The following is a 25,057-nucleotide window of genomic DNA, read 5'->3' as shown; positions in this document are numbered from 1 at the left end:
GATGGTCGACGGTGCGGCGGTCGCTGTCGGCTACTCGCGGACGTTGCCGTTCGAGCAGGTCTGCTGCGCGGCCGAGTTGCCCTTGATCGAATCCGGCAGGGCGACAGCGGTGTCCGTCGGCGCAGGCTGCTCTGTCGTCGGCGCGTCGGGTGCGGGAGCTGCGGGCTCCTGCACCACCACGCCGTCGTTCTCGGTGTTCTCGTGCGTGATCTGCAGCTGCTGGTTCGCGTTGATCGCGTCCCACATCGCCTGCGCGGACTCCGTGTCGGCGACGACCTTGTTGACGTCGTCCGGGTCCTCGTACGTCGGGTACTGCAGGAACACGATGTCCTCGAAAGGCACGTCCTTCACGGCGAGCGCGACCTGCACGATCGTCATCGGGTTGGTCAGCGACGTACTGGCCTCGAGATTGCTGAGCGCCGTGTTCGCCAGCCTCAGCATCGTGGGGACGTTGCCGAGCACCTCACCGCTGATGAGCTTGCGTGCGAGGCTCGACATGTACTGCTGCTGGTTGCCGATACGACCGAGGTCGCTGCCGTCACCGACTCCGTGACGCGTGCGCAGGAACTGCAGCGCCTCCAGTCCCAGGATCGTGTGCGTCCCTGCCGCCATGTCGAGACCGGTGTAGCGGTCCTTGATGGGAGTCGCGAGGCAGACGTCGACGCCGCCGATCGCGTTGGTGATCTCGATCACGCCACCGAATGTGACGGATGCCGCGAACTCGATGTCCTGCCCGGTCACATCGGCGACGGTCTTCGCGACGCAGTTGAGCCCGCCGTCCATGTAGGCGCTGTTGAGCGGCTGCTTGCTCATCGCCGAGGTCGTGCTGCCATCGGGTCGGGTGCACTCAGGGATCGGGAGCATGAGATCGCGGGGGAAGCTCACCGCCGTGATCCGACGGGGTTCCTCCGAGACGTGCAGCAGGATGTTGACGTCGTTGAGGTTGCCTTCGGCGTCATCACCGGAGCAGCGATCGCCGAACAGATGCGCATACTCGTCTTCGCACGTGTCGGTGCCGACGAGCAGCAGGTCGAAGCCGCCCTCGTATTCGCTGATGTCCGGCGGCACCGGCTGCTGTCCTTCGAGTTCGACCGCATCCGCCGTCGCCGTGCCGTACAGGTCGCTGACGACGAAGGCGCTCACGCTGACGCCGCTCACCAGCACGACAGCGAGTGCGACGCCGATGATCTTGAGGAGTTGGCTGATCGGGCCAGGAGACTGCAGCTGGCCGTGACGGGCCACAGTCCTGCGGCGACGGATCTTCTCGCTCACTCAATGCCTTTCGAGTCTGTTGCGGTGCTCGGGGGGGGTACCGCAGTCAGTTCTCTGCGGAGGGTGTGGGATTCGAACCCACGAGACATCTCTGCCCACTGGTTTTCAAGACCAGCTCCATCGGCCACTCGGACAACCCTCCATCGACGGACGAATCCGCCGATCAGTGGTCGAGTCTAGCCGGTTTCATTCTCGCGTCCCCACCTGAGGGACCGCTGGACGATCCAACAGCGTGTCCAGTGCGACCGCCAGTCCACCATCGGCGACATCGGTCGTGACCTCGCCCGCCGCGTCCTTGACCTCGTCGACCGCCTGCCCCATCGCCACAGCACGACCCCCGACGCCGAGCGCCCAGTTGAACATGCCGAGGTCGTTGCGGCCGTCTCCCGCGACGAACACGTTGCCGCCGTCCATGCCGAGCGCGGCATGCACGCGCGCCAGCGCCGTGCCCTTGTCGACGCCCTGCGGAGCGATGTCGAGCCACGCCGTCCACCCGATCGCGTAGGAGACCTCGTTGAGTCCGGCATCCGCCACCAGCCGGTGGAAGTCGCCCTCGCTGTGCCCCGGCGAGACGACGACCACGCGCGAGACCGGCTCCGCGCCGAGCTCATCGAGTTCGACCAGGCGACCGTCGCCGAGCGTCCAGTCGTCGAGCTCGCCGGTGAACAGGCGCTGGCCCGTCGCGAGTTCGACCATGTAGTGCGCCTCTGGCAGTCGTTCGGTGAGCAGCGCGAGCACGGCGGTCGGGTCGAACGTCTCGACGTGCCAGCGTTCCCATGCATCGCTCACGCGGCGCATCGTCACGGCGCCGTTGGAGCACACCACGAACTCCGGAGTGATCTCGAGCTCATCGACCCAGCGTTCAGTGGCCATCCAGCTGCGTCCGGTGGCGATCGTCACGAAGTGACCGGCGTCGCGCACACGTGCGACCGCCTCCGGCACGCCGGGGCTCATGGTCTCGTCCTGCAGGATGATCGTTCCGTCGACGTCGAGGCCGACGAGCCAGGTGTCCGTCACTTCGCCGCCTGCCGAACCGCACCCTGAGCGTCTCGGAGCGTGGGCTCCAGCACCTCCAGCCCACCGAGATACGGTCGCAGCGCCTCGGGCACGATCACCGATCCGTCCGGCTGCTGGTGCGTCTCGAGCAGCGCCACGATCCAGCGGGTCGTCGCGAGTGTGCCGTTCAGCGTCGCGACGTGCTGGGTCTTCGCCGCGGCTCCGTCCTCAGCGGCCGGACGGTGGCGCACATCAAGGCGGCGCGCCTGGAACGTGGTGCAGTTGGACGTCGAGGTGAGCTCCCGGAACGCGTCCTGCGTCGGAACCCACGCCTCGATGTCGTACTTGCGCGCGGCGCTGGAGCCGAGGTCGCCCGCCGCGACGTCGATCACGCGGTACGACAGCCCGAGCGCGGTGAGCATCTCCTCCTGCAGGGCGACGAGGCGCAGGTGCTCCGCCTCGGCATCCTCCTGGGTCGTGTAGACGAACATCTCGAGCTTGTTGAACTGGTGCACCCGGATGATGCCGCGGGTGTCCTTGCCGTAGGAACCGGCCTCACGGCGGTAGCACGTCGACCAGCCCGCATAGCGCAGCGCACCTCCGGAGAGGTCGACGATCTCGTCCTTGTGGTAACCGGCGAGCGCGACCTCGCTGGTACCGACCAGGTACAGGTCGTCGTCCTTGTCGAGGTGGTAGACCTCGTCGGCGTGCTCGCCGAGGAACCCGGTGCCCTGCATGATCTCCGGGCGCACGAGCGTCGGCGTGATCATCGGCACGAAGTCGTTCTGCAGCGCCTTGTCGAGCGCCATGTTCATCAGCGCGATCTCGAGGCGCGCTCCGATGCCGCGCAGGAAGTAGAACCGCGAGCCCGACACCTTCACGCCGCGCTCCATGTCGATCGCGCCGAGTAGTTCGCCGATCTCGAGGTGATCGCGCGGGCCGTTCGGGAACAGGGTGGGGTCGAAGGCCGGCGCTTCACCGACGCGGCGCAGCTCGACGAAGTCGGCTTCCCCTCCGGCGGGCACGCCGTCGATCACGACGTTCTCGATCAGGGCGAGAGCGGATGCCGCGGCATCCGCTGCCTCGTTGGCATCGTGCTGCGCCTGCTTGACGCGCTCGGCGAGCTCCTTCACCTGCGCGACGAGGGCGGCCTTCTCCTCCTTGGGGGCCTTCGCGACCTGCTTGCCGAAGGCGTTCTGCTCCGCGCGCAGATCCTCGAACGCGCTCAGAGCCGCACGACGCGATCGGTCGGCCTCGATCGCCGCATCGACGGTGGCGGCGTCGTGGCCGCGCGCGATCTGCGAGCGGCGGACGAGGTCGGGCTGGTCGCGGAGAAGAGCGAGGTCGATCATGACCCAAGTCTAGAGCGCGTGCCCGCGCATCAATCCCGACCCGTCGACTCCCGCCATGCCTGCGCGAGGCGCGCGACACCGTCAGTGAGATCCTGCTCGCTCACCTCTGAGAACGACAGCCGCGCGAACCCTCGGAACACGTCGCCTGTCGTGGCGAACCACTCCCCGCGCTGATAGGTCACGCCCAGATCCTGCGCGCGCTCGAACAGTTGCGCGAAGTCGATGTCGCCGGGCAGCCGCACCCACGTGAAGAACCCGCCCTGCGGTTCGGCGATCTCGACCTCGTCTGCGAACTCCGCGCGAAGCGCTGCCGTCAGCGCCTGAGCCTTTCGCGCGTAGCCCGCGCCCGCCGCGCGGATCGACGCGTCGAATCGCTCATCGGCCAGCATCCGCTCGACCACGGCCTGCAGTACGCCGCTGGTCTGGCCGTCGAGGCGATTGCGCAACCAGGTGACGCGCTCCGAACGCACGGCGGGGAGCACGATCCACCCGAGGCGCAGGCCAGGGCCGAGAGTCTTCGAGAACGTGTTCACCGCGAAGACGCGGTCGGAATCGCGGAAGCTGCTGCGCTCGGGAACGGCGGTTCCTGGGAAGGCTATGTCGCGATAGGGGTCGTCGGCGATGATCGCGAAGCCGTACCGCTCGGCGAGCGCGACGAGTGCGGCCTCTCGTCCTGCGCTCAACGTGACACCGGACGGGTTCTGGAAGGTGGGCACCGTGAACAGCGCCTTCGGCCGCAGTCCGGCGCGGAGCAGGCTCTCGAGCTGGTCCGTGTCGATGCCGTCCGCGCCGACCCGCACCGGCGTGACATCGACACCGATCAGGTCGAGCACGCGCAGGAAGAGCGGATACACCGGATCATCGACGACCACCGTGTCCCCGGGATCCAGAAGGCTGAGCACCGCCAGGGCGAGACCGTGCGCACCGCCGTCCGTGATGAGCACGCGATCCGCAGTGACTCCCTCGCGTGCGGCGATGGCGGCACGCAAGGACGGCAGGCCCGACGCCGGTGAGTACTTGAGCAGCGGAGCGAACCCTTCACTCTCGGTCACCTCGAGGAAGGCCGCGCGGTAGAGGTCGAGCGGGAGCAGGTCGGTCGCCGGATTGCCGCCCCCGAGATCGATGGATCCGGCCGCGAGCCGGATGAGGGTCGCGTCGCCGAATCCCCGGCGCGCGGGGAGCCCCGCCAGCAGGTCGCTCGGGGTGAAGGCGGTGTCGGTCATTGTCGTCCGATCAGGTCAGGGGCGGAAAGGGGCGAGTCGGGGGTCGGGGTCGCCCTGCAGATCACGCGCGATGGACTCGGCGAGCAGCGGGGCGAGCGTCATGCCGCTGTGCGTCACCGCGACATACACATCCTGGGCGACACGGCCGATGCAGGGCAGACCGTCGACGGCGTGGGGGCGGATCGCGTGGTCGACGCGCACCAGGGCGTCTTCCGGGATGCGCCACCCGAGCGCACTCTCGATCTCGGCGCGCAACGGCGCCCCTACCGTTGCGACGGATGCGGTCGTGCCGGTGCGACGCAGTTCGGCTTCGATGGTGAGGCTCTGCGCGGCGATGCGCCAGGGGCCGTCGGGTCTCACCTGCAGCCCGCCTGCCGACAGGATGCGTTCGACAGGGTGCTCGCCGACGTCGATCCGCGTGAGGAATCCGTCGTCGCCCGCCGAGGTCGCGAGCCTCGGGCCGGCGCGGTCGCCGAGCAGCCGCGAGGTCGCGGCGCCGGCGGCCACGAGGATCAGGTCGACCCGACCCACCAGCTCGTGCACGTCGTCGAGGGTGTCCACCGGTGTGTCGGCGCGCAGCGTTCCTCCAGCCGCATGGAAGTCGGCGAGCTGTGCGGTGAGGAACGCATCGGCGTCGACGTACCCGTCGTCCGGGTGCACGGCGCCGTCGACCTCGGCACCGGTCTGCACGAACCACGCGCTCTCGTGCGCGGCCGAGCGCGCAGCGTGCACACGACGTCCGTCCTCGTTGAGTCGTCGGTAGTGCTCCGGGCGCTTCCCGTGCGCGTTGACCCATGCGAAGCTCGCCCGCGACACCGGCGTGGCGCCGGCGGGATCCGCCGAGAACAGCACGACCTCGATCCCGAGCTCGGCGATGCGCGCAGCGGCCGACGCCCCGACGACGCCGGCGCCGACCACGGCGACCCGTCGAGGAATCGGAAGCAGTGCGACCGTCATCCGTCGATGAAGTGCCGTGCGATGCGGTTGCCGATGAACTGCACCAGCTGCACGAGGGCGATCAGCACGATGATGATCAGGATCATGACGGCATAGTCGAAGCGCTGGTAACCATATGTGAGGGCGAGGTTTCCGAGTCCACCACCGCCCACCGCGCCGGCGACGGCTGTCGCGTCGATCAGGGCGACGAATATGAACGTCAGCGAGAGCAGCAGCGGACCGAAGGCCTCGCGCACGACGAACCCGAACAGAATGTGCAGCGGCGATGCCCCGAAGGCCTTCGCTGCCTCCACGACTCCGGGATCCACGGCCACGAGATTCGACTCGGCGACGCGTGCGATACCGACGGATGCCGCGATCGTCAGGGGGAGGATGGCCGCCGCAGGACCGATGCTCGTACCGATCAGGGCTCGGGTCAGGGGCGTCAGCGCGATGAGCAGGATGATGAACGGGATGGGGCGCAGCGTGTTCACGACGATGTTGAGTGTCGTGTGGACCACGCGGCTGTGCAGCAGCTGGCCGGGGCGCGTCGCGTACAGGAAGATGCCGAGGATCAGCCCGATGACGGATGCCAGGAAGAAAGCCACCGTCACCATGAACAGCGTCTCGCCGAGCGCGCGTGCGACCTTGGGGATCACCACGTCGAGATCGAGCAGCGCGAGGGTCACCATGTCGTCACCTCGGTACGGGTCGAGAGCTCGGCGAGGAATCGATCGATCGCGGCGTCATCGCCGTGCAGCGCGAGGCTGAGCTGCCCGTAGGGCTGGTTCTTCACCCGAGCGACACCGCCCTGGATGATCGAGAAGTCGACGCTGTGGGCGCGGGCGAGCGACGAGAGCAGCGGTCCTTCGGCGATCACGCCGTCCATCGCGACCGAGATCCGCCTGCCGTCGAAACGGGTCGACAGCTCTTCACGATCCTTCTCGCTCAGGAATGTGCGCGTGTACGAGCCGACGAGGTTGGCGGTGATCGGATGCTGCGGTCTCGCCAGGATCTGGTGGATGTCGCCCGACTCCACCACGTCGCCGTCGCTGAGGATCGAGACGCGGTCGGCGAGCTGGCTCATCACGTCCATCTCGTGCGTGACGACCACGATCGTGATGCCGAACTCCTGGTTCACCGAGCGGAGCAGGTCGACGATCTCGGTCGTGGTCTGCGGGTCGAGCGCGCTCGTGGCCTCGTCGGCGAGCAGCACCGACGGCTTGGCGGCGATGGCCCTGGCGATCCCGACGCGCTGCTTCTGCCCGCCGGAGAGCTGGCGCGGACGAGCGAACGCCTTGCCGCCGAGCCCCACGAAGTCAAGCAGCTCGCCCACGCGGCGGGAGATGTCGTCGTCCTTCCACCCGGCGAGCTTGAGCGGAGTGGCGATGTTGCTGAAGACGGTGCGGGAGTTCCAGAGATTGAACTGCTGGAACACCATCCCGATGCTGTGGCGCAGCGTGCGCAGCTCCACCGGCGACAGCGACTGCACGTCCACGCCGTCGACGAGCACACGGCCCTCGGTCGGCGCTTCGAGCCCGTTGATCATGCGCAGCAGCGTCGACTTGCCCGCTCCCGAGCGACCGATCAGGCCGTAGACCTCACCGGCACGCACTGAGATATCGATGTCGCGGAGAACGCGGAGGAGCTCGCCCTTTCGGCCCGGGTAGTCCTTGGACACTCCGGACAGCTGGATGCGCTCTGTCATACGAACCTCGGTCTGATCGTGCGGCGCGGCCGCACTGCGGGAGTTACTGTGCGACCAGCTCGGCGAGAGCAGCGCGCAGGTCGTCCACCGGCAGCTCGACGATCGTGGCCTCGCCGCGCTTCTCCTCCTCCAGGGCACTGACCACGCGCTCGTCGCGGTAGGTCTTCTCGAGCAGCGCCCACGCCGGGTCGTCTGCGCGGTCGGCGGTCGTCGCGACGACGATCACATAGGGACTGGATGTGGTCGCCGAGGAATCCTCGAGCACGAGAGCATCATCGCTCGTGATCTCCAGCGCAGGATCGAAGTCGTCCGTGGCGATCACGACCGCGGAGATCGTCGGGTCGCTGTAGCTGGTCTGCACGGACTCGTGCGCGATGCGCACGAGCTCGATCCCGCGCGGGTTCGCCGTGATGTCCTCCTCGGTGGGGAACACCCCGGCGTTCTCGTCGATCTCGATGACTCCGGCGGTCTGCAGGATGAACAGCGCACGGGAGAAGTTGGCCGGGTCGTCCGGCACGGCGATCCTGGCACCGTCGGGGATGCTGTCGGCAGAATCGAGATCGTCGGAGAAGAGTCCCCATGCCGAGATCACCGTCGAGAACACCGGTGTGATGTCGGAGCCGTTCTCCTTGTTGAACTGGCTGAGCCAGGCGACGTGCTGGAAGGAGTTCCCGTCGACCTCGCCCTCCACCAGTGCGGTGTTCGGCAGGTACGGGTCGTCGAAGTTCACGAACTTCAGGTCGAGCCCGTTCTCGCGGCCGACCTCGATGATCGCGTCCTGGAAGTCGCTCTGCGCGGTGTCGGCGATCGTCAGCTGGATCAGTTCGTCATCGCCCGCAGCTTCCGGGGCGGAGTTCTGCACGACCGCGGGGATGATGATCGCCGCCGCGACGGCGATGACGGCGACCGCACCGCCGATCAGCCACAGACGCCTGCGCTTCCTCTGCTGTGCGAGGTGCGCGTCGATCTCATTCTTGGTGTGGTTCTGCTCTGACATGGGCGGGGCTCCTGCGGGGCGGGGCGGGCGGGCAGTCGGGGCTGCATCCATCCCGAGGCGGCGCACATCTGAAGGACTGCGCGGTGATCCCCGATGCTACCGAGTGAGCGCGCCGGTGCACGAGTCGCACGGTAACGTGCCGACACACTGGGGCGGGGTTAGAGTAACGCCATGACGACGCGTGCCACCAGACGCCAGGCAGCACTCGTCTACAACCCGATCAAGGTGGATGAGAAGCGTCTGCGCGCCGCCGTTCGGGATCTGTCGAAGGACGCAGGGTGGTCCGCGCCGTCCTTCCACCAGACCACCGTGGAGGATGCCGGGCAGGATGCCGCGCGATCGGCCATCAGCGAGGGCGCGGATGTGGTGCTCGTCGCCGGAGGTGACGGCACTGTGCGGGCGGTCGCGGAGGCCATGGCCGGCACCGGCATCCCGTTGGCCATCATCCCGAGCGGCACCGGCAACCTGCTCGCCCGCAACCTCGGGCTCCCCCTCACCGTCCCCGAGGCGATGATCAGGGCCGCGCTCGGAGGTTTCCACCATCCGATCGACATCGGCTGGGCCGCGCTCACCCGTGAGAACGGCGACACGAGCGAGCACGCGTTCGTCGTTCTCGCCGGCATCGGGCTCGATGCGGACATGATCGCGAACACGCGCCCCGATCTGAAGAAGTCGGTCGGCTGGGTGGCGTACGTCGACGGCGCCGCGCGATCGCTCCCGAACGCGAAGCCGTTCCGCATCGTCTACCAGATGGACGAGTCGCGTCTGCACTCGACGAAGGTGCACAGCGTGCTCTTCGCGAACTGCGGCACCCTCCCCGCCAGGATCGCCCTGATCCCGTCAGCATCCATCGTCGACGGCGAGATGGACGTCGCGATCATCCAGCCGAGTGGTCCGTTCGGCTGGCTCGGGGTCTGGCGCAAGATCTGGTGGGACAACTCGGTGCTGCGCAGGTTCCGCGCCGGGCGGCTCGTGCTGCAGCGACGGGGCAGGGATGCATCCGTGCGCTACCTGCGCGGAAAGGTGGCCGAAGCGGCCGCCACACGGCCGACGCCGATCGAGCTCGACGGAGACGCGTTCGGCGACGCGGTGCGCATCCGCTGCCGGATCGCGCCGGGCTCTCTGCTGCTGGCGCTGCCAGAAGGCCACCCGGTCGACACGCTCTGACCGTCCGGGCCCGCGCCGATCAGCGACGGCTCAGCCTCTGAGCACCGGCACCGTCGCGTCGAGGTTGCCGCCGACGAGGGTCAGGACGAACTCGCCGTCGTCCGCATCGTCGTCGCTGTCGTCATCGTCGTCACTGAACCCGAGCACGGTCGCGCGTGGCGCCATGTCCATGGTGCACATGCCGTCCTCGGTCGTGAACGTGACGGTCGCGCCGCCGGCCTGCTCCTCGAGGCCTTCGACGATCGGCGGGCAGGTCGATGAGCCCCACGTCAACAGCACCACGCCCTCGTCGTCGAACCAGCCGGCGCTCGGTGCGTAGTCGGTCGAGCTGCCGGGTGTCGCGGTGAGACCCGGGTTCCCGTCGAGATCGACGTCGTCCGTGACGTCGCCGAGCGTGACGATGAACTCGACGTCCTTGGTCGGATCCACCCCTTCGGGGATCGCCCCGACGCTCGCGCGCGCCGCGAAATCGTCAGTGCACGCTCTCACCTCGTCATCGGAGCTGGGCGCATCCATCAGTGACACGGTCACCTTCTGCCCGTCACCGGTGACCTCGTCCACGATCGGGACGCACGTCGATGAACCCCAGGTCACGATGGCGAACATGCGGCCACCGTCCAGCCACGCGGCCTCGACGTCGTCCTCCCCTCGCGGCTGCGTGGCCGAGCCTGAGCCGTCCGACGTCGCGCTGCTCGTCGGCGCCGGCGCCGGTGCGCTCGACGTGGGTGCGCAGCCTGCCACGAGCAGTGCGGCGGCGAGCGCGGTCGAGGCGGCCAGGACGAGACGCGATGGGGAGGTCATGCCCTCAGATTAGTCGTCCGCCGCCGACGTGTCAGTGCGGTGCGCGACATCCCGTCGGGGCGGCGCTCACTGCAGCGCGGATGTGAGCCTGGCGAGGTTGTCGAGCACGGTTGAGCGCAGTGGCTGCTGCAACCACTCCTCGAGCGTGAGCTCCCGGCTGAAGGCACGGTACTCGTCTTCGACAGCACGCATCTCGGCGACGAACTCCTCCCCCCGCACCAGCATCGAGATCTCGAGGTTCAGACCGAACGAGCGCATGTCCATGTTGCTCGAGCCGATGACGGCGACCTCATCATCGATCGTGAGGCTCTTTGTGTGCAGGATGTAGGGCCTGCGATACATCCAGATGCGCACGCCCGCACGCAGCAGCGCCTCGTAGTAGCTGCGCTGCGCGTGGTACACCATGGCCTGGTCGCCCTCTTCCGACACGAACAGCTCGACCTCGACTCCTCGGTCGCTGGCAGCGCTGACGGCGAGCAGCAGAGCCTCGTCCGGCACGAAGTAGGGGCTCACGATCATGATCTTCTCGCGGGCGGCGTACAGCAGCGTGAGGAAGAGCCGCAGGTTGTTCTCGACCTCGTAGCCGGGGCCTGACGGCACGATCTGGCAGTCGAGGTCTCCGCTGCCGATCTCGGCCTGCGTGATGTCGATCTCGCCGAGCACCTCGTCGGTCTCGCTGTACCAGTCGCTGAGGAAGATGGCGTTGACGCTGAGCACGATCGGCCCGTCGACCCTGACCATCAGATCGACCCAGTGCAGCCCGCGCTTGATGTTCTTGGGCAGGTTGTAGGTCGAGTCGGTGACGTTCTGCGATCCGACGAAGGCGACGTTGCCGTCGACGACCAGGAGCTTTCGGTGGTTGCGCAGATCCGGGCGCTGCATGCGGCCCTTCAGCGGCTGCATCGGGAGCATGAGGTGCCAGTCGGCACCCATCGCGTCGAGGCGCTTGATCGTCTTGCGGTAGCGGGGCTTCCAGCGGTTCGCCCAGTGATCGAGCAGCACCCGCACCGTGACGCCGCGCGCGGCGACCTCTTCCATGGCACAGAAGAAGTTGTCGGTCGACGCATCCGATTGAAGGATGTAGAACTCCACGTGGACGTAGTCGTCCGCGGCACGGATGGCATCGGCCATCTCGTCCAGCGATCCCTGATAGTCGCTGATCAGGTGGGCGCCGTTGTCGCCTGAGATCGGCAGAGCGCCGAGCTTCTGGTTCATCGCGACGAGAGGCGGAAACCACTCCGGCGCATTCGGCCTCAGCGTTCCGAAGTGCAGCTGATCCGCTGTCTCCGCGATGTACGCGTTGATCTGATCCTGCTTGCGACGTCGAGCACGCGGAAGCCGCGGGTTGCCGATGACGAGGAAGAGGATGACGCCGATGTACGGGATGAAGAACACGGCGAGCAACCACGCCATCGCGGCCGTCGGACGACGGTTGCGAGGTATGACGATGATCGCCGTGACACGGATCGCGAGATCGATGACGATGGCGATGCCGAGCACCCACCACGGCCACTGATCCATGCGACACTCCCGACGTCCACCGCGCGCTTCGCCGAATGCGGCGTAGGCCTCAGCGTAGTCTGTGCCGGCGACACGGCCGGCAGGCGCGGTGGGACGCCGCCGTGCGGCGAAGGCGCGGGTCGGCTCAGGAGGTGCGGGGCGGAAGGCCGCGGGCAGCGCGCTCTTCGGCCTCGATCCGCGCATGCGCCTTCCGCTCTGTGCGGTCGGAGCGGATGATGCTGCGCATCACGATGAAGAAGACCAGGCTCACTCCGATGGTCGGCAGAAGCGACCATGCTGCGGCGACCCAGAATTCATCCATACCTCCATCGTACGCCGACGCGGCACCGCCCGACTCTCTCTGCACCTCTCCGCGACGCTGCGCTGCCCTGTGCACAACCGATCTCGCCGCCTCCGGTGCGCGACACTCACGGCATGAACACAGTCCTCCGTGCCACAGATTCCGCCGAGTTCCTCGGCCTCGTCCCGGCCCTCGCCGGGTTCACGCCGCGGCAGAGCATCGTGCTGCTGCCGTTCCAGCATTCCCGCGCCCACGGTGCGATGCGCATAGATCTGCCGCATGACGACGTCGATCTCGACGACTACGTCGACGCGGCGATCGGTCTGCTGACCCGGGTCGGCGGCACGGATGCCGTCGCGGTCGTCGTCTACACCGACGAGCCGCCGCAGCACACTCCCGACGGGCTCGTGCTTCCGACGAGCATCGTCGTCGACGAACTGCTCGGGCTCGCCGCAGACCTGGGCCTGCACATCGTCGATGCGCTCTGCGTGACCTCGCAGGGATGGGCGAGCTATCTGCATGACGAGCCCGTGCTCCGCGCGGTGGAAGAGATCCCCGACGTCCCGTCGATACCCGGACTCGCCGACGTCTCCGGCGACCAGGACTCCGGCGCCGCACTGCCCGTCGTCGATCTCGCGGAGAAGGAGCGGGTCGGGCGCGCACTGGCGCAGCTCTCCGATCTGCTCGCGCACGAGAGCCAGGGGTTCGCAGAGGACGAGCGCACGAACCCGCAGGCGATCGCCGCTGCCGTCGCGCTCGAAGACCTGCCGCTGTTCTTCGAAGAGCTGCTCGACTCGCCCCAGAACCTGCCGCCCTTCGCGACCGCAGCGCTCCTGTGGTGCATGGAGCGACCGCGCTACCGCGATGTCGCCCTGCTGCAGTGGGCGACCGACCTACCCACCGGCGAGCGCGCGTTGACCGCACAGCTCGCCTATTCCGAGGGCGCGCAGACCGTTCCGGACGACCTGGGCAGGGTGTTCCTCGGTCACGGTCCGCGCCCGGACGCCGACCGTCTCAAGATCGCACTGACCGTGGCGCGAGGTGCGGCCGCCCGGGCGCCGCGCGCGTCCAGGCCGGCGCCGCTCACCGCCGCAGCCTGGCTGTCGTGGGCGCTCGGTCGATCGTCGCACGCCGCCCACTACCTGCGACTGGTGAGCGAGATCGATCCGAGCTACTCGCTCGCGTGCCTGATCAGCAGCATGATCGACGCCGCGATACTGCCGGAATGGTCATTCCGTCGCGGCGACGCGCGCTGACGGCGGCCGACCGTCAGCGACGGTGCTACTTGACCAGGGGGAAGAGGATCGTCTCGCGGATGCCGAGGCCGGTGATCGCCATGAGCAGACGGTCGATGCCCATACCCATACCGCCCGACGGCGGCATGCCGTGCTCGAGCGCCCGCAGGAACTCCTCGTCGACGCGCATGGCCTCGACGTCGCCGGATGCCGCGAGCTTCGCCTGCTCGACGAAGCGTTCGCGCTGGATGACCGGATCGACGAGCTCGGAGTATCCGGTCGCCAGCTCGAAGCCCCGGATGTACAGATCCCACTTCTCCACGACGCCAGCGATCGAGCGGTGCTCGCGCACCAGAGGAGACGTGTCGACGGGGAAGTCCATCACGAACGTGGGGCGAACGAGGTCGCCCTTCACGAAGTGCTCCCACAGCTCCTCGATGAGCTTGCCGTGGATGGCGTGCGACGGTACGTCGACGCCGTTCGCCTCGGCGAATGCGATGAGATCCTCGACCGTGTCATCGGGCGTGAAGGTGCGACCGGCTGCCTCCGACAGCGATTCGTACATCGAGACACGGTCCCATTCGCCGCCGAGGTCGTACTCGGTGCCGTCGGCCCAGGTGACGGTGGTCGAGCCAGCGACCGCGATCGCGGCCTGCTGCACGAGCTCCTGCGTGAGCTCGGCCATCTGGTTGTAGTCGCCGTACGCCTGGTAGGCCTCCAGCATCGCGAACTCGGGGCTGTGCGTGGAGTCGGCGCCCTCGTTGCGGAAGTTGCGGTTGATCTCGAACACCCGCTCGATGCCGCCGACGACCGCACGCTTCAGGTAGAGCTCCGGCGCGATGCGCAGGTACAGCTCGGTGTCGAAGGCATTCGAGTGCGTGATGAACGGCCGCGCGGATGCCCCGCCGTGCTGCACCTGCAGCATCGGGGTCTCCACCTCAAGGTAGTCATGAGATCCGAACGTGGCTCGCAGGCTCGCGTTCACCGCGGCGCGAGCGCGCACGGTGTTGCGCGCCTGCTCGCGGACGATGAGGTCGAGGTAACGGCTGCGCACCCGCCCCTCTTCACTGAGCTCGGAGTACGCGTTGGGAAGCGGCAGGATCGCCTTCGATGCGATCGCCCAGTCATCGGCCATGATCGACAGCTCACCGCGTCGGCTGGAGATGACCTGACCGTGCACGAAGACGTGGTCGCCGAGGTCGACGAACTCCTTCCAGCGTGCAAGGGAGTCCTCGCCGACCTCGGCGAGCGAGATCATGGCCTGGATGCGCGAGCCGTCGCCGGCCTGCAGCGTGGCGAAGCAGAGCTTGCCGGTGTTGCGGCTGAAGACCACACGCCCGGCCACGCCCACCATCGCACCGGTCTCGGTGCCTGCCTCGAGCTCGCCGTGCTCTGCGCGCAGAGCGGGGATCGTGTGCGTGACCGGCACGGCGACCGGGAAAGCCCCTCCCGCGGCATCCACTCGCTGCGCGATCAGGCGCTCACGCTTGGCGAGGCGCACGGCCTTCTGCTCGTGTACGTCCTCGGCGTCGTCGGGGGTGGATGCGGGCGCGTCAGGCGCGGTGGTCATAAGAGCTCCTTGAAGTCCCGCCCAGTTTACCGGTCGGCCCTGCACGCCCCCGCCGCGCGTGCAGCCGCACCGCACCGGCCGAGAACCGTTCACCGACCCTCGATACGCTCGAAGGATGATCCGGAGATCACTGCCCCGATCGGTCGCTCTCCTCGGAGCGGCGACCGCCCTGATGTTCACCGCTGCGCCGGCCGCGGCATCCGCCGCCGAATCGCAGGGGGGCGTCGACGATTTCGACTTCTCCTCGTGGGAGGCCACGTACGAGGTCGGTATGGACGACGACGGGCGTGCGACACTGCACGTGGTGGAGACCCGCGTCGCCGAGTTCCCCGATTCCGACCAGAACCGAGGCATCGTCGCGGGCTTCCCCGACCACTACCAGGGTGCGGGCCTCGACACCTCGATCATCTCCGTGCGCGACGAGAACGGCGACGACGTCCCCTACGAGATCGAGACCGACGACGGACTGGTGTACGTGCTCACCGGCGACGACGAGTTCGTGCACGGTTCGACGACGTACGTCATCGAGTACGCGATGCGCGACGTCATCCTTCCGGCGCGGGGCACGAACGTGGACGAGTTCTACTGGGACCTGCTCCCGCTGGACAGCACCCAGGACATCGACGCGTTCCGGGCGGAGGTCGTCTTCGATGAAGAGCTGGCCGCGCACCTGACCGGTGCGTCCTCCTGCTATCAGGGGCCGCAGGGCTCCACCGGCACCTGCGACCTCCGCCGGGAAGCCGGCGTGTTCAGCGTGGCGGCGAACGATCTCGCCGCCGGCGAGGGCGTCACCGTCGCGATCGCCCTGGAGCCCGGCACCGTCACGCAGCCCTCCGCACGGCAGCCCAACGCGGCCACCGATGCGCTGCCATACGCGGTCGGCGGTGGCGCAGCGCTGCTCTCGGTCGGCGGCTGGTTCGCCACCAGTGCCATGATCCGCTCCCGCCGACGCGGCACCGGCATCATCGTCGCCCAGTACGACGTGCCCGACTCGATGCCGCCGCTCCTGGCGAGCGCCATCGTCCCGAAGACGAAGAACTCCCTCACCGCTCAGATCGTGCACCTCGCGGTGCGCGGGATGCTGCGCCTGGAGGATCTCCCCGAGGAGGGGACGGCGAAGAAGCGGCGCCCACGTCTGCGCCGCCTCGACGGTCCGATCCCCGATCCCCTGGACGAGCGCGCCCTCAAGGCACTGTTCAACAACACCGAACCCGGGATCGTCATGAAGATGCCGAAGAACAGCGCGGCGTTCGCGAAGCGCATGACGGGACTCCTCAAGGCCGCCCCGAAGGCCGCGGAGGAGCGGGGTCTGACCACGCGAGCGCGCAGCAGGCCCGCACAGGTGATCCAGATGCTCTCCCTCGTCGCGCTCGCGGTGATGATCGGCCTGCTGTGCTGGGGCCTCTTCACGGGAAGGGCATCCGCCGGTCCGGTGTTCCTCGCGACTCTGGTGTGCGCGATCGTCGTGATCGTCTCCAGCGTCATCGCGTTCAAGAAGCACACCGTGCTCACCCCGGCGGGTGCCCTGCAACTGGAGTATCTGGAGGGCGTACGCGAGTTCATCCGTGTCGCGGAAGCCGATCGATTGCGGATGCTGCAGTCGTACTCGGGCGCGGAGCGACGCAGTGACGGCTCCGTCGACATCATCCACGTGTACGAGAAGCTGCTCCCCTACGCGATCCTGTTCGGGCAGGAGCGCGAATGGGGCGAGGTGCTCGAGGTCAACTACGCCCACGAACAGCAGTCGCCGGGGTGGATCGACGGCTCCGCCGCAGGCATCGTCATCCGCATGAACGCGTTGACCGCCGCGACCCACGCCTCCTCGACGTACTCCGCGCCGAGCACCGGCAGTTCGTCGAGCTACGGCGGATCCTCCGGGGGCGGCTTCTCCGGAGGCGGCGGCGGAGGCGGATTCTCCGGGGGCCGCTGAGTCGCCGGCTCGCGGCGACTCCCCTTCGGCGCGCCTGGGCTGGGAGAACCCAGACCATCTGGCGTGGCGGGGGCGCGGGTGCGTCAGATGATGGGCGGGTCGGATGCTTCGCGCAGAGCACGCTCGACGGTCGACTGCACGAGCGCCGAGAGGTACCCGCCGGGGTTCTCCACACCGATGCCGCGCAGGAGCGACGTCGACTGTCCGATGATCGCCCTCGAGAACTCGGATGCGGTGGCGATCGCCTCCGCGTAGGCCGCGCGGTCGTCCTCGTCGATCACGATCGGCTCGCAACCGAGTTCGACCGCGAGTGCCTGGGCGATGGGCAGCACAGGTGCGGGCGCGGTCACGGCGGCGAAGCTCGCGTGCAGCTGCCGCAGGTCGATGGAGGTGCCGGTGAACGAGATCGCCGGATGCACGGCGAGCGGGATGGCACCAGCGCGCTGCGCCGGCTCCAGCACCCCGATGCCGTACGAGGGATCCGTGTGCAGCACGAGCTGGCCGGGCTGCCAGGCCCCGAGCTCCGACAGGCCGCTGATGAGTCCTGGGAGCTCGTCATGCGGCACCGCCACGACCACCAGGCCGCTGCGGCGCAGCACCTCCGCGGCATCGAGCACCGGCACGTCGGGCAGCACTCCGGCCACACGATCGTCGTCCGAACCGCTCGTGATGCCCGTGATCGCGTGACCTGCACCCGCGAGCGCAGCACCGATCACCGGTCCGACCCGTCCAGCGCCGATGATGCCGACGCCGAGTCGTCCGTCACGGTTCATGCAGACCTCTCGTGCGCAGCATCCTGAGCCCAGCGGTGGCTCTGATCGCGCCCGGCGGCTGCCGCTGCGCGGCGCGAGATGTCGTCGACGGCCGCCGTCAGGTCGACGCTCTCGATGCCGACGACGTCGCCGAGGACGGGACCGGTGACGCTGTGCGCCTTGAGGATGGCGACCCGCTGCGCGCGATCGATCGGTCCCTGCGCTGCCGACACTCCCTGCAGACGGGCCAGCGGGAACACCGCGAGCTTGCGCCAGAAGTTGCCTCGCCGCATGATCACGGCGAAATCGGTCACGGCGAAACCGTGCCGCTTCCACGAGAACGGCCGACGCCACCAGCCGCGCTTCTGCAGCACGTGGTACGGGTCTCCCGCCTGCGGTCCGAAGATCCCCTGCTCCCAGACGAGAGGACGGTCCTCCTCCGGCATGTCGGGGAGCACGAGCGCGAGCACGCGCTCGACGTCGGCGCGCGTGCCGACGGGAAGCACGATGTTGAACTGCTGCGCGGTGCCGGACTGCTGCTGCGACACGCTCTTGCCGCTCATCCGGTTGATCTTGATGGTCCACCAGCCGAACGGTCGCCAGAGGATGGACTGCGTCACCTCGACGGCGAAGATGCGTCCGGGCGGGATCGTCTCGGTGACGGTGGTGAACAACCCGAACGTGATGCGCACGCCGTCGGGCGTCGGTGCGATCGAGTACCGCAGCGACCGGGAGATCTGCGCCCACACGATGGCGAACGCCGCGATCACGAACGGCACGCCGACACCGAGCGTGATCCCGACCACTCCGATCCACGCATCGCCGTCATCGTCGGCGAGGATGGCCGGGATGACGAACGCGAGCGTCACGCCGAAGATGAGGAGGAAGAAGGCGAGCCACAGCACACCGGCGAGCACCTGGGATCCGACGAGGCGCCCGGTCGGGATCTTGACCACGCTCTCCGGTGCGACATCGCTGAGGTCGACGCCGCCGATCAGGTCGTTCACGCCGCCGTTCACCGACCCGATGAGCTGGGAGCGGATCGACGTGGCACCACCGGCGGCGGGAGCGCCCTGCGGCGCACCGCCGCGCTGCCTGGCCTCGCGCGCGGCCCTGGCGCCGGACGCGAGTCGGAGGATGTCCGATCGCACGGTCTCGGCCTTGGTCGTGGAGAGGTACTCCAGCGGCACGTTCGCGTCAGTACCCGCGCCGACGACCTCCAGCTTGGCCATCCCGATCAGTCGCGCAGGGAACGGCCGCGTGAGGTTGACGCCCTGCACCCGGTCCAGCGGCGCCCGCCGCTGCGAGCGGAAGATGATGCCCTTGCGCACCTCGACGTGCTCGTCGGAGATGCGGAACTCCTGGAACCGCCAGACCAGCCAGAACCCGACGATCAGCACGATCAGCACGCCGAGCACGATGAGAAGAGCCAGCAGGATGAGGTTGTTCTCCAGCACCCAGTCCACTGGATCACCGCCGGAGTAGTCGCCGACGTGCGCTTCCTCCGGCGCGAACAGCCCGATGGCCCAGTAGATGATCCGGTCGCGGAAATTGTTCAGCACGATGCCGGCCACGATGATGAGCACCAGCCCGCCCTTGAACAGCGGGGTCAGGGGATGCAGTCGGTGCCATTCGCCGTCGGCGAGCGATTCGCTGCCCGCAGGCGGAGGCGGCACCGGAGGCAGCGGCGACTGCGCCGCGGAGGGATCCGGATTCTGCGGCGAGCTCACAGGCCGGTCCGTCGGGTCTCGGCGACCTCGATGAGAGTGTCGCGCAGCGCCTCCGCGGCGGCCTGGGTGAGCCCGGGGATCTGCACGCCTGTCGTCGCGGCTGCGGTGACCATCTTGAGCTGGGAGACGCCGAACGCGCGATCCAGCGGCCCATGCGTGATGTCGACGAGTTGCATGCGTCCGTACGGCACGGCGATGATGCGCTGCCAGAGGATGCCCTTGCGGAACACGATGTCGTCGGCGCGCAGCATGAAACCGATCGCCTTCGCCTGACGAGGGAGGATCACCAGCGTGATGACGGTGATGAGGGTGACGAAACCTGCGGGGATCCAGACCCAGTTCTGGTGGAAGGCGAGGCCGACGATGAGCGCCACCGCGATGACGACCGCGAGGAAGATGCCGTTCTGCAGGAACTGCGACACGACGTAGCGCGGCGAGATCTGATGCCACTTCCCGTCGAGGTCGATGCGGCCGGCGCCGCGAGGCTCGCGGAGCTTGTCGTACGTGCCCTCATCCAGCACGGGCGGCGTGGAGACAGGAGCGGCCGACGGCGCGTGCGGTGCCGTGACGGGTGCGGACGGCGCAGCGGGCTGCGTCGCAGGGGCAGTGACGTTCGGCAGCGGAGGTGCAGGATGCTGCGGTGCGGATGCCGGGGGCGCAGGCGCGACCTGCGGGATGTTCGGCACCTGCGACGGAGGTGTCGGCTCAGCGCCCGGCGTCGGCTCCGGTGGAGGGGTCGTCTGGCTGTCGGTCATCAGGATCCTTCGGCAGAGTGCAGAACTGTTCGGCGACGAGAGCGGCCACCACGAGGACGAGCGAACTCGCCACGAGGGCGGCCATCGCCACAACCGACCCTACCGGGGGATCAACCGGACGCGACAGGAGGAAGACCAGCAGTCCGCCTCCGAAACCCGCCATGATCGCGCCGAGCAGGCTCGAGGCGCGCGCGAGCGTCGCGGCCCTCATCGCTCGGAAGGGATCGATGCGCCCTGGAGTCCTGCCGCGCACGCTGCGCCTGACCGGCCAGGCGACGGCCAGCGCGGCGGCGGCGAGCAGTACGAGCAGTACGGGAAGGAATCCGGACGGGGCGAATGTCGCCCGACCGGACACGGTCAGCAGATGGTCGACGAGATAACCCGCCCCACCGCCGACCAGCGCGAGGAGCAGGAGGACTGCCGCCGAGGTGCGCTTCATCCGTGCTCCGTGCCCGCCCCTGCGGCATCGTCAGCGGCATCCGTTCGCAGTGCAGCCGCGAGCTCGGCGATCCGGCCGCGCCCGGGGAGCTCGCCCTCGGGGTCGAGGCTCAGCCACGGGTCGAGCACGAACAGCCTCTCCGCGGCGCGCGGATGCGGCAGCATCAGGCGCGGGTCATCCGAGACGATGTCGCCGTAGGTGATCAGATCGAGGTCGAGAGTGCGGTCGCCCCAGCGCTCGCGGCGTTCGCGGCCGTGCTCCTCCTCGATCGCATGCAGCATCCCCAGCAGCACCTCCGGTGCGAGACGGGTGGACACGAGCGCGACAGCGTTGACGTAGCCGGGCGCGTCGGGATCGGGACCGTCCAGACGCACCGCGACGGTCTCGTGCAGCTCAGACAGTCGCACATCGTCCACGAGCGGGAGTCGTGCGATGCGGTCCACCGCACGCCGGATCGTCTCGCGGCGGTCACCGAGGTTCGCACCGAGCGCGATGACGGCGGTGACCGGCTCGCGGCCGGGACGAGGGTCGGGGCGCGCGGGGGGTGGCCGACGGATCACCGGGTGTCCTTCCGCGAACGGCTGATCGTGACGGCGACGTCCGAGAAGGTCAGCGGGATCGGGGCGTGCGGCTTGTGCACGGTGACGTCGACATCGTTCACACGCGGATCTGCGAGCACGACATCCGCGATGCGATGCGCGAGGGTCTCGATGAGGTTGACCGGCTCGCCGCCGACCACTGCAGCGACCTGCTCGGCCAGCTCGCCGTAGTGGACCGTGTCGACGACGTCATCGGATGCCGCGGCATCCGCCAGTGCGAGGCGCAGGCGCAGATCGATGACGAACTCCTGCCCGTCCTCCCGCTCGTGCTCGAAGACGCCGTGGCGTCCGAACACCGTGAGTCCGGTGAGTCGGATCTCGTCCAGGTCCTGCATGCTCATCCCTCCCAGGCGTGTGCGATCGCCAGCGCATCGCGGGTGGCGGCGACGTCGTGCACGCGCACCGCCCACACACCGTACCGAACGGCGAGCGCGCTGGTCACAGCCGTGGCAAGATCGCGACGCGTTTCGTCGACATCGGCTTCGCCGTCGAGGGTCTCGGCCAGGAACCGCTTGCGCGAGGTGCCGATCAGTACTCGATGGCCGAGAGCGGTGATGTCGTCGAGGCCCCGCAGCACATCCCAGTTCTGCGCACCGGCCTTGGCGAAGCCGATGCCAGGATCGACGATCAAACGGGCCGGGGCGATGCCCGCCGCCGCGGCCTCGCCGATCCGCTCCCGCAGCTCGCCGGCCACCTCGCGCGACGCGCGGCGGTACTCGGCCCGCGCGTACATGTCGTCGGATGGTCCGCGCCAGTGCCCGACGGCGAAATCGGCGCCGGAGTCGGCGACAGCGCCGAGCATCTCGGGGTCGGCGAGGCCGCCTGACACATCGTTCACGATGCGCGCCCCCGCACGCACGGCCGCAGCGGCAGTGGCCGCGTTGAGCGTGTCGATGCTCACCGCGAGGCCGCGACCGGCGAGGTCTTCGATCACCGGCAGCACGCGTTGCTGCTCCACGGCCGGATCGACACGAACGGCTCCTGGCCTGGTGGACTCGCCGCCGATGTCGAGCACGGTCGCGCCCGCGTCGCGCAGTGCGAGCCCGTGGGCGATCGCGCTCTCCGCGTCGCTGTGGCGACCGCCGTCGCTGAACGAATCGGGTGTGACGTTGACGATGCCCCAGATGCCGGTCATCACTGGGCTCCGTGAGCGTGCCGCTGGGCCGCAGCGCCGCCGATCAGCGCGACGATCTCCTGCCGAGCCACGGGCTCGCTGTACTCGCCGCGCGCGGCGATGGTGAGCGTGGATGCCTCGCTCTGGCGGCCGCCGCGCATCGTGACGCAGCCGTGCGAGGCGTCGAGCACGACGAGCACGCCACGGGTGTCGAGATGCTCCGCGATGGTGTCGGCGATCTGCTCGCCGAGACGCTCCTGCACCTGCGGTCGGGCTGCGAGGATCTCGACCACGCGCACGAGAGCGCCGAGGCCGACGACCTGCTCCCCCGGCAGGTAGGCGATGTGCGCGTGCCCGGCGAACGGCAGCAGGTGGTGCTCGCAGACCGAGCGGAAGCGGATGTCGCGCAGCAGCACCGCACCGGACGGCAGAGTCTCCGGCGCGGGCCCGCGCGAGACGCTGATCGTGCGGGCCAGAGGTGCCGCGGCATCCTCGCCGACGCCGGAGAAGAACTCGGAGTACAGCTCCGCCATGCGCGTCGGTGTCTGCCTGAGCCCGGGGCGCTCCGGATCTTCACCGATCGCTTCGAGGAGCTCTCGGGTCAGCCGTTCGACACGCGCCCGGTCGACGGCCACGATCAGGCCGTCGCCGGCCGGGCCTGCCCGGATGCGTGCGCGGTGCCGGTCTGGCCGCGGGATGCCGCGGCATCGGCCGATCCGTCCATCGAGGCCGCGGCGTCGACGGGGATCACGCGCGTCGGCACGTCGATCGGCGGACGGTCGGAGACCGGTCGCTCGTTGCTCGACAGCCAGAGCGGCCGCTCGGGAAGCTTGCGGATGTCGGTGAAGATCTCGGCGATCTGGTTGTGATCGAGAGTCTCCTCCTCGAGCAGCGCGAGGGCCAGACGGTCGAGGATGTCGCGGTTGTCGCTGATCACCTGGTACGCCTCGTCGTGCGCCTGCTCGATGAGCGTGCGCACCTCGGTGTCGACGCGCTCGGCGATCGACTCCGAGTACTCGCGACCGCGGCCCATGTCGCGTCCCGCGAAGGGCTCGCCACCCTCGGAGCCGAGCTTGACCGGGCCGAGGTCGGTGGTCATGCCGTACTCGATGACCATCTTGCGGGCGATGCTCGTCGCCTTCTCGATGTCGTTCGATGCACCGGTCGTGGGGTCGTGGAACACGAGCTCCTCCGCGACGCGGCCGCCCATGGCGTAGGTCAACTGGTCCTGCAGCTCGTTGCGGGTGACGGAGTACTTGTCGTCGACGGGCATCACCATCGTGTAGCCGAGCGCCTTGCCTCGGGGCAGGATCGTGATCTTGGTCACCGGGTCGGTGTAGTTCATGGCCGCTGCGGCGAGCGCGTGGCCGCCCTCGTGGTAGGCCGTGATGAGCTTCTCGCGGTCCTTCATGACGCGTGTGCGCCGCTGCGGGCCGGCGATCACGCGGTCGATCGCCTCATCGAGGGCGCGGTTGTCGACCAGCTGGGCGTTCGAACGCGCCGTGAGCAGGGCTGCCTCGTTGAGGACGTTGGCCAGGTCGGCACCGGTGAAGCCCGGAGTCTTGCGGGCGACGACCTCGAGGTCGACGCTCTTGGCGAGCGGCTTGCCCTTGGCGTGCACCTGCAGGATGTGCAGGCGGCCCTTGAGGTCGGGCGCGTCCACGCCGATCTGACGGTCGAAGCGACCGGGGCGCAGCAGCGCGGGGTCGAGGATGTCGGGACGGTTGGTCGCCGCGATCACGATGACGTTCGCGTTCGGGTCGAAGCCGTCCATCTCGACGAGCATCTGGTTCAGCGTCTGCTCGCGCTCGTCGTTGCCGCCGCCCATGCCTGCACCGCGGTGGCGGCCGACGGCGTCGATCTCGTCGATGAAGATGATGGCCGGGGCGTTCTCCTTGGCCTGATTGAACAGGTCGCGCACGCGGGAGGCGCCGACGCCGACGAACATCTCGACGAAGTCCGAACCGGAGATCGAGTAGAACGGTGCGCCGGCCTCTCCGGCCACGGCGCGGGCGAGGAGGGTCTTACCCGTTCCTGGAGGGCCGTACAGCAGCACGCCCTTCGGGATGCGGGCGCCGATCGCCTGGAACTTGGCGGGGTCCTGCAGGAACTCCTTGATCTCCTCGAGCTCTTCGATCGCCTCATCCGCGCCCGCGACATCGGCGAAGGTGACCGTCGGGGTCTCCTTGTTGACGAGCTTGGCCTTGGACTTGCCGAACTGCATGACCTTGCCGCCGCCGCCCTGCATCGACGAGAGCAGCCACCAGAACAACAGGCCGAGGAGCACGAGCGGGAGAAGGAGCGAGAGGAAACCGTCGAACCAGGTGGCGCGAGGAACGACGTCGTTGAAGCCGTCCTTCGGGTCGGCGGTGGTGATCGCCTCGACGACCTCGTCGGCGCGTGCGTCGACGTAGTAGAACTGGACGGTCTTGGAGTCTTCGAACGCCTTCGACAGCGTCATGTCGACGCGCTGATCGCCGTCGGTGTTCGTCACCTCGGTCACCGTGTCACCCGCGAGCAGGTCGAGTCCCTGCTGCGTGGTGATCGTCTTGGGTGCGCCGAGGTTCGAGATCAGCAGGAACCCGCCGAACAGCAAAACACCGATCAGCGCCACATACACCAGTGGATTCCGGGTGATCTTCTTCACGTCCATGATCCGTTCAGCGTATCGCGCCGATCT

24 protein-coding genes and 1 tRNA gene are annotated in these 25,057 nt (G+C 68.5%); 3 read left to right on the top strand and 22 right to left on the bottom strand.

The genetic code is table 11. From position 1 onward, the window contains the following. Positions 1 to 30: 30 nt before the first annotated feature. The 9 genes from ACYVG2_RS08010 to ACYVG2_RS07970 all read right to left on the bottom strand — a co-directional run bounded on the left by ACYVG2_RS08010 (position 31) and on the right by ACYVG2_RS07970 (position 8,484). Positions 31 to 1,272: an LCP family protein gene (locus ACYVG2_RS08010; RefSeq protein WP_460780476.1), complete on the bottom strand. Its 1,242-nt coding sequence runs from the start codon at positions 1,270 to 1,272 to the stop codon at positions 31 to 33. 57 nt (positions 1,273 to 1,329) lie between these two features. Next, positions 1,330 to 1,414, bottom strand: a tRNA-Ser gene (locus ACYVG2_RS08005). Positions 1,415 to 1,458: 44 nt separating this feature from the next. Then, entirely contained in the window at positions 1,459 to 2,289 is an 831-nt protein-coding gene (locus tag ACYVG2_RS08000; RefSeq protein ID WP_460780475.1) for an HAD family hydrolase, read from the bottom strand. Then, positions 2,286 to 3,620: a serine--tRNA ligase gene (gene serS, locus ACYVG2_RS07995; RefSeq protein ID WP_460780474.1), complete on the bottom strand. Its 1,335-nt coding sequence runs from the start codon at positions 3,618 to 3,620 to the stop codon at positions 2,286 to 2,288. The genes ACYVG2_RS08000 and serS overlap by 4 nt, the downstream gene beginning before the upstream one ends. 29 nt (positions 3,621 to 3,649) lie before the next feature. After that, positions 3,650 to 4,843 carry an aminotransferase-like domain-containing protein gene (locus ACYVG2_RS07990; RefSeq protein WP_460780473.1) on the bottom strand — a complete coding sequence of 398 codons (1,194 nt, stop codon included), beginning with the start codon at positions 4,841 to 4,843 and terminating at the stop codon, positions 3,650 to 3,652. Between the two features lie 15 nt (positions 4,844 to 4,858). Beyond that, complete coding sequence (locus ACYVG2_RS07985; protein WP_460780472.1) at positions 4,859 to 5,800, bottom strand: NAD(P)/FAD-dependent oxidoreductase; 942 nt, start codon at positions 5,798 to 5,800, stop codon at positions 4,859 to 4,861. Continuing rightward, positions 5,797 to 6,471: a methionine ABC transporter permease gene (locus tag ACYVG2_RS07980; protein ID WP_448966575.1), complete on the bottom strand. Its 675-nt coding sequence runs from the start codon at positions 6,469 to 6,471 to the stop codon at positions 5,797 to 5,799. The genes ACYVG2_RS07985 and ACYVG2_RS07980 overlap by 4 nt, the downstream gene beginning before the upstream one ends. Next, positions 6,465 to 7,487 (bottom strand): methionine ABC transporter ATP-binding protein, encoded by a 1,023-nt coding sequence (locus ACYVG2_RS07975; protein ID WP_448966576.1) that lies wholly within the window; start codon positions 7,485 to 7,487, stop codon positions 6,465 to 6,467. Before ACYVG2_RS07975 ends, ACYVG2_RS07980 begins: the two co-directional genes overlap by 7 nt. Before the next feature lie 43 nt (positions 7,488 to 7,530). Beyond that, positions 7,531 to 8,484 carry a MetQ/NlpA family ABC transporter substrate-binding protein gene (locus tag ACYVG2_RS07970; protein ID WP_460780471.1) on the bottom strand — a complete coding sequence of 318 codons (954 nt, stop codon included), beginning with the start codon at positions 8,482 to 8,484 and terminating at the stop codon, positions 7,531 to 7,533. A gap of 171 nt (positions 8,485 to 8,655) precedes the next feature. Here ACYVG2_RS07970 and ACYVG2_RS07965 point away from each other — a divergent pair, with 171 nt between their 5' ends. After that, positions 8,656 to 9,651, top strand: a complete 996-nt coding sequence (locus tag ACYVG2_RS07965) for a diacylglycerol/lipid kinase family protein (RefSeq protein WP_460780469.1) — start codon at positions 8,656 to 8,658, stop codon at positions 9,649 to 9,651. A gap of 30 nt (positions 9,652 to 9,681) precedes the next feature. Here the strand turns inward: ACYVG2_RS07965 and ACYVG2_RS07960 are convergent, their stop codons facing one another. From ACYVG2_RS07960 to ACYVG2_RS07950, 3 genes are all read right to left on the bottom strand, one after another. Beyond that, the gene (locus ACYVG2_RS07960; protein ID WP_460780468.1) at positions 9,682 to 10,452 is read right to left on the bottom strand and encodes a hypothetical protein; all 771 of its coding nucleotides are present in this window, start codon (positions 10,450 to 10,452) and stop codon (positions 9,682 to 9,684) included. A gap of 66 nt (positions 10,453 to 10,518) precedes the next feature. Continuing rightward, on the bottom strand, positions 10,519 to 11,973 hold the full coding sequence (cls, locus tag ACYVG2_RS07955) for a cardiolipin synthase (protein ID WP_460780467.1): 1,455 nt from the start codon (positions 11,971 to 11,973) through the stop codon (positions 10,519 to 10,521). Positions 11,974 to 12,097: 124 nt separating this feature from the next. Then, positions 12,098 to 12,274, bottom strand: coding sequence for a hypothetical protein (locus tag ACYVG2_RS07950; protein ID WP_448966581.1), 177 nt, complete (start codon positions 12,272 to 12,274; stop codon positions 12,098 to 12,100). Positions 12,275 to 12,387: 113 nt separating this feature from the next. Here ACYVG2_RS07950 and ACYVG2_RS07945 point away from each other — a divergent pair, with 113 nt between their 5' ends. Beyond that, on the top strand, positions 12,388 to 13,509 hold the full coding sequence (locus ACYVG2_RS07945) for a DUF4192 family protein (RefSeq protein ID WP_460780466.1): 1,122 nt from the start codon (positions 12,388 to 12,390) through the stop codon (positions 13,507 to 13,509). A gap of 25 nt (positions 13,510 to 13,534) precedes the next feature. Here ACYVG2_RS07945 and lysS read toward each other — a convergent pair whose 3' ends face one another. Further along, positions 13,535 to 15,058 carry a lysine--tRNA ligase gene (gene lysS, locus ACYVG2_RS07940; RefSeq protein WP_460780465.1) on the bottom strand — a complete coding sequence of 508 codons (1,524 nt, stop codon included), beginning with the start codon at positions 15,056 to 15,058 and terminating at the stop codon, positions 13,535 to 13,537. 115 nt (positions 15,059 to 15,173) lie between these two features. Between lysS and ACYVG2_RS07935 the strand changes: the two genes are divergently transcribed. After that, positions 15,174 to 16,988, top strand: coding sequence for a DUF2207 domain-containing protein (locus tag ACYVG2_RS07935; protein WP_460780464.1), 1,815 nt, complete (start codon positions 15,174 to 15,176; stop codon positions 16,986 to 16,988). Between the two features lie 83 nt (positions 16,989 to 17,071). Here ACYVG2_RS07935 and ACYVG2_RS07930 read toward each other — a convergent pair whose 3' ends face one another. Genes ACYVG2_RS07930 through ftsH form a run of 9 tightly spaced genes read right to left on the bottom strand, consistent with a single transcriptional unit; the run spans position 17,072 to position 25,030 of the window. Continuing rightward, positions 17,072 to 17,761, bottom strand: a complete 690-nt coding sequence (locus tag ACYVG2_RS07930; RefSeq protein WP_460780463.1) for a DUF2520 domain-containing protein — start codon at positions 17,759 to 17,761, stop codon at positions 17,072 to 17,074. Beyond that, the gene (locus ACYVG2_RS07925; protein ID WP_460780462.1) at positions 17,758 to 19,470 is read right to left on the bottom strand and encodes a PH domain-containing protein; all 1,713 of its coding nucleotides are present in this window, start codon (positions 19,468 to 19,470) and stop codon (positions 17,758 to 17,760) included. Before ACYVG2_RS07925 ends, ACYVG2_RS07930 begins: the two co-directional genes overlap by 4 nt. After that, positions 19,467 to 20,225, bottom strand: a complete 759-nt coding sequence (locus tag ACYVG2_RS07920) for a PH domain-containing protein (protein WP_460780461.1) — start codon at positions 20,223 to 20,225, stop codon at positions 19,467 to 19,469. The genes ACYVG2_RS07925 and ACYVG2_RS07920 overlap by 4 nt, the downstream gene beginning before the upstream one ends. Continuing rightward, positions 20,176 to 20,664 carry a DUF3180 domain-containing protein gene (locus ACYVG2_RS07915; RefSeq protein WP_460780460.1) on the bottom strand — a complete coding sequence of 163 codons (489 nt, stop codon included), beginning with the start codon at positions 20,662 to 20,664 and terminating at the stop codon, positions 20,176 to 20,178. Before ACYVG2_RS07915 ends, ACYVG2_RS07920 begins: the two co-directional genes overlap by 50 nt. After that, positions 20,661 to 21,224: a 2-amino-4-hydroxy-6-hydroxymethyldihydropteridine diphosphokinase gene (gene folK, locus ACYVG2_RS07910; RefSeq protein ID WP_460780459.1), complete on the bottom strand. Its 564-nt coding sequence runs from the start codon at positions 21,222 to 21,224 to the stop codon at positions 20,661 to 20,663. Before folK ends, ACYVG2_RS07915 begins: the two co-directional genes overlap by 4 nt. Then, entirely contained in the window at positions 21,221 to 21,598 is a 378-nt protein-coding gene (gene folB / locus ACYVG2_RS07905; RefSeq protein ID WP_460780768.1) for a dihydroneopterin aldolase, read from the bottom strand. Before folB ends, folK begins: the two co-directional genes overlap by 4 nt. A gap of 2 nt (positions 21,599 to 21,600) precedes the next feature. After that, the gene (gene folP, locus ACYVG2_RS07900; RefSeq protein WP_460780458.1) at positions 21,601 to 22,398 is read right to left on the bottom strand and encodes a dihydropteroate synthase; all 798 of its coding nucleotides are present in this window, start codon (positions 22,396 to 22,398) and stop codon (positions 21,601 to 21,603) included. Continuing rightward, entirely contained in the window at positions 22,398 to 23,012 is a 615-nt protein-coding gene (folE, locus tag ACYVG2_RS07895) for a GTP cyclohydrolase I (RefSeq protein WP_460780457.1), read from the bottom strand. Before folE ends, folP begins: the two co-directional genes overlap by 1 nt. A gap of 2 nt (positions 23,013 to 23,014) precedes the next feature. Next, positions 23,015 to 25,030 (bottom strand): ATP-dependent zinc metalloprotease FtsH, encoded by a 2,016-nt coding sequence (gene ftsH / locus ACYVG2_RS07890; RefSeq protein ID WP_460780455.1) that lies wholly within the window; start codon positions 25,028 to 25,030, stop codon positions 23,015 to 23,017. Between the last annotated feature and the right edge of the window lie 27 nt (positions 25,031 to 25,057).

The sequence above is a fragment of the Microbacterium shaanxiense genome, assembly GCF_054779995.1.
Note: the sequence above shows the minus strand (reverse complement) of the source record. Positions and strands in the feature narration are given on the sequence as shown.